General features: G+C 43.8%; 1 protein-coding gene and 4 pseudogenes. 1 reads left to right on the top strand and 4 read right to left on the bottom strand.

The genetic code is table 11. From position 1 onward, the window contains the following. Positions 1–988: 988 nt before the first annotated feature. Positions 989–1,081 (top strand): annotated as a pseudogene (locus F6K46_RS39120) (RNA-guided endonuclease TnpB family protein); the annotation flags it as partial. A 110-nt stretch (positions 1,082–1,191) separates the two neighbouring features. Here the strand turns inward: F6K46_RS39120 and F6K46_RS39125 are convergent. From F6K46_RS39125 to F6K46_RS39140, 4 genes and pseudogenes are all read right to left on the bottom strand, one after another. Further along, positions 1,192–1,470: pseudogene (locus tag F6K46_RS39125) on the bottom strand (transposase); the annotation flags it as partial. Positions 1,471–1,733: 263 nt separating this feature from the next. Then, a pseudogene (locus tag F6K46_RS39130) lies at positions 1,734–2,191 on the bottom strand (transposase); the annotation flags it as partial. A gap of 213 nt (positions 2,192–2,404) precedes the next feature. Then, positions 2,405–2,635 (bottom strand): annotated as a pseudogene (locus F6K46_RS39135) (RNA-guided endonuclease TnpB family protein); the annotation flags it as partial. 29 nt (positions 2,636–2,664) lie between these two features. Continuing rightward, positions 2,665–2,893: hypothetical protein (locus F6K46_RS39140; protein WP_293068646.1), on the bottom strand; the 229-nt coding region annotated here is incomplete at its 5' end.

Raw genomic sequence — 2,893 nt, forward strand, 5'->3', positions numbered from 1 at the left:
CCTTTGTGCAGTTCCGACGCCGGAAAATCCCAGCCCGTCTGCTCAGTGCATTTGTACCATACTCGAGACCTCTGATTCAATCCTTCAGCTTTTTCTAACTCGATTTAAAATAGGCGAACCGGGAGTTATTACAAAAGACTTGAACCTTTTACGCATAACCTACTAACTATAAAGGCTCAACTATCTTACGGTAACTTCAAAGACAGGGTATGTGGGGAATCCAACGGGTCAAATTAACTTCCCAGGAAGTTACCGTAAGAATAGTGGAGCCTTATTTAATAAGTTTTAACCCTTTTTCTCATAGCCAGTTCCCTATAAAGGCTCCACTATTCTAAGGCGCGCGTCTCCTATCTGGAGTAGACCAACCACCATCCATAAACAGGTGGTCAGATGACTCAGATGCGCCCAGTCAGAGGGTTGACCAATCGAGGTCTTCAAGGCATTGTAGAGGCGGGAGTTTATTTTCACAGCATTTTTGGGATGTGAGTGGTTTCTCTCCTGAGAATGCTGGCTCCCCTAACCAGATGTCAATGCCCATTGGCCCCTGCCTGGTAAGGGGTTCGTGAAATCGCGCTCAACTAAAGTCAGTCAACCAGCTCTATCTCACTCTCATATGACATACGGCTAACTACCTACTCAGTAATCGACCTTACTGAGAGTACATATGAGGTTACTCCGTTCCTGATAACCATTTTCTAGACTTTTAGGGTGGTATTGTTCACCGGGAATAAATATGGGAAATCATTATGAAACGAACTAATTTCATAATCCTTATTCCTTTGTCTATTTGTCTGTAGCGTGTCAAACCTTATTTCGCTACACTTGCCTTACGATGATTCAAACATACCTTCCTTTCGTACCCATGAGTCTTTTGCCTGTTACTAACACCGGTCAGGTTAAGGGTGCTTCACTGTTCGACCCTTGCATTAATTCATAGATTTGTTAGTTCTATGAATCAGGGTAGGGCTGTCACTCGGATTTCGCGAGGGTCAGAAATTACCGAAAGAATAGTGCAGCCTTTATGGTCAGCAGGTTAGGCATCATAGGAGTAAGGTTTTGTACTAAGGCTGCACTATTCTAAGGTTTTGTCTCCGGGATGGATTCTCACCACCATGGTTATCAAGTTGTCTAGGTTCTTTCCTAGCGGTTAATCCCCCCTATTAATTAGGGTTTATAACCAACGAATCGCACGTCTCTATCTAACTGACAACCACACTTGCAGAAGTGAGTTCTAGTTGATAGAGACTTCTTAACTGTTTCGCCGCAATTAGAGCAGTTTTGGCTTGTATAGGCAGGACTTACTGCAACAGTTATCCTGCCAAATTTAGTACCAAAGTGTTCTATCCATTTCCTGAACTGATACCAACCTCCATCATTAATAGACTTGGCGAGACAATGATTTTTGACCATATTCTTGACCCTCAAGTCGACCTAGGCTGCCAGGTCGTTAGACCGGACTACGCAACGTGCCGAAGACGAAACCTTAGATAGGGTCGCCTTTATGGGTGTTCGGCTTTGCATAAAAGGATTAAATCTTTTGTAATAGCGATGCAGCGCGGTCTTGGGGGTTTCCCCCATGAGCGACTGCATCAAGACAAGGCTCCACTATCTTGCGGTAACTTCGTTCCCAGTCTCTTGGCATGTTCTATGCGCGAAGCGCAGGCTATGCGCGAAGCGCAGGCTATGCGCGAAGCGCAGGCAACGCCAACGCCAACGCCAACGCCAACGCCAACACGTTGCCTACTTATTGTGAGGTGTGTCCTACCTAGTTTATTAATAGCTTTCTTACGGTTAGCAGAGCCTTTATTTTTCCGATAAACCCGGCGTTGATAAAACTTTAGACGTTTTTCACCTTTTCTAGAAAATCTGAGATTAGGTTCAGTTTTTCCGTCTGAGTCGGTGTAGAAATCTTTTAACCCAACATCTAAGCCTCAGCCCGACGGACTATCCTGACCCTCTTGATTTGTTTATTGTCAAAACGCCACAAATCCCATTTGACCTCCCATTTGCCCTTGAGTTTGAGCTTCCCAATCCCTTTTTTATCACTGAACATAATTGACTTTTTATCTGGTGATAATTTCCACCCAGACTGTTTATACTCAACCGAACGACAGTGCTTTTGAAATCGGGGATAACCCTTCTTCCCGGGGACTTTCTTCTTACAGTTATCAAAGAAGCGAGCGATTGATGACCGGAGATGACACCTGATCAGAGGGTCGCCTTTATAGGCGATAGGCTATGCAGATGCATGGTTAAAACTCATGAAATAAGGCCGGAGATGAAACCTTAGAATAAAGAAGCCTTATTTCATATAACTTAAACTTATGATTCACAGACTGTCGCCTATAAAGGCTTCTTTATTCTTACGGTAACTTCTAACCACTCTTCTTAGGGTAACTTCTAACCATGCCCTTTCGGAACTAGCCTGACGAGCAGTAGAGTTCAACTCATTAGCAAACGGAAACTCTTTAGCTATAATTTTGCTGTATTTACTCAGGTCGTACTTGTTTACCCCTTTGTTGTCCATCCAATAACGGATGCAGCTATTACGGATAAACTTTACTGTTCTGATCGCTTGATCTATGGCTAAATACTGGTCTCGTTTGCCGTAGGCTTTGAACTCTAGAATAATCATTTGTATCGACCTTACGCTTCTATTTTATTCTATAACACGAGCGCGAAAATTTTCGGAATGAAATTAAAAAAAAAGCCGTCCATTGTTCGCAAAGCGTGGCCTACGGCCAAGTTACCGTAAGATAGGGTCGCGTAAGCATTCAGGTGATGGGGTTGACAAAAAGGGAAGGATGAGTAGTAGTGTAGAACCATGGAAATCAAACCGCCAGCTATCCCAAATAGCTTTGAAGCTCTGGAACTGCTGCCCCAATCAGTTCTG

Origin of the sequence: Moorena sp. SIO3E8 (genome assembly GCF_010692445.1) — a bacterium.
GTDB classification, from domain to species: domain Bacteria; phylum Cyanobacteriota; class Cyanobacteriia; order Cyanobacteriales; family Coleofasciculaceae; genus Moorena; species Moorena bouillonii.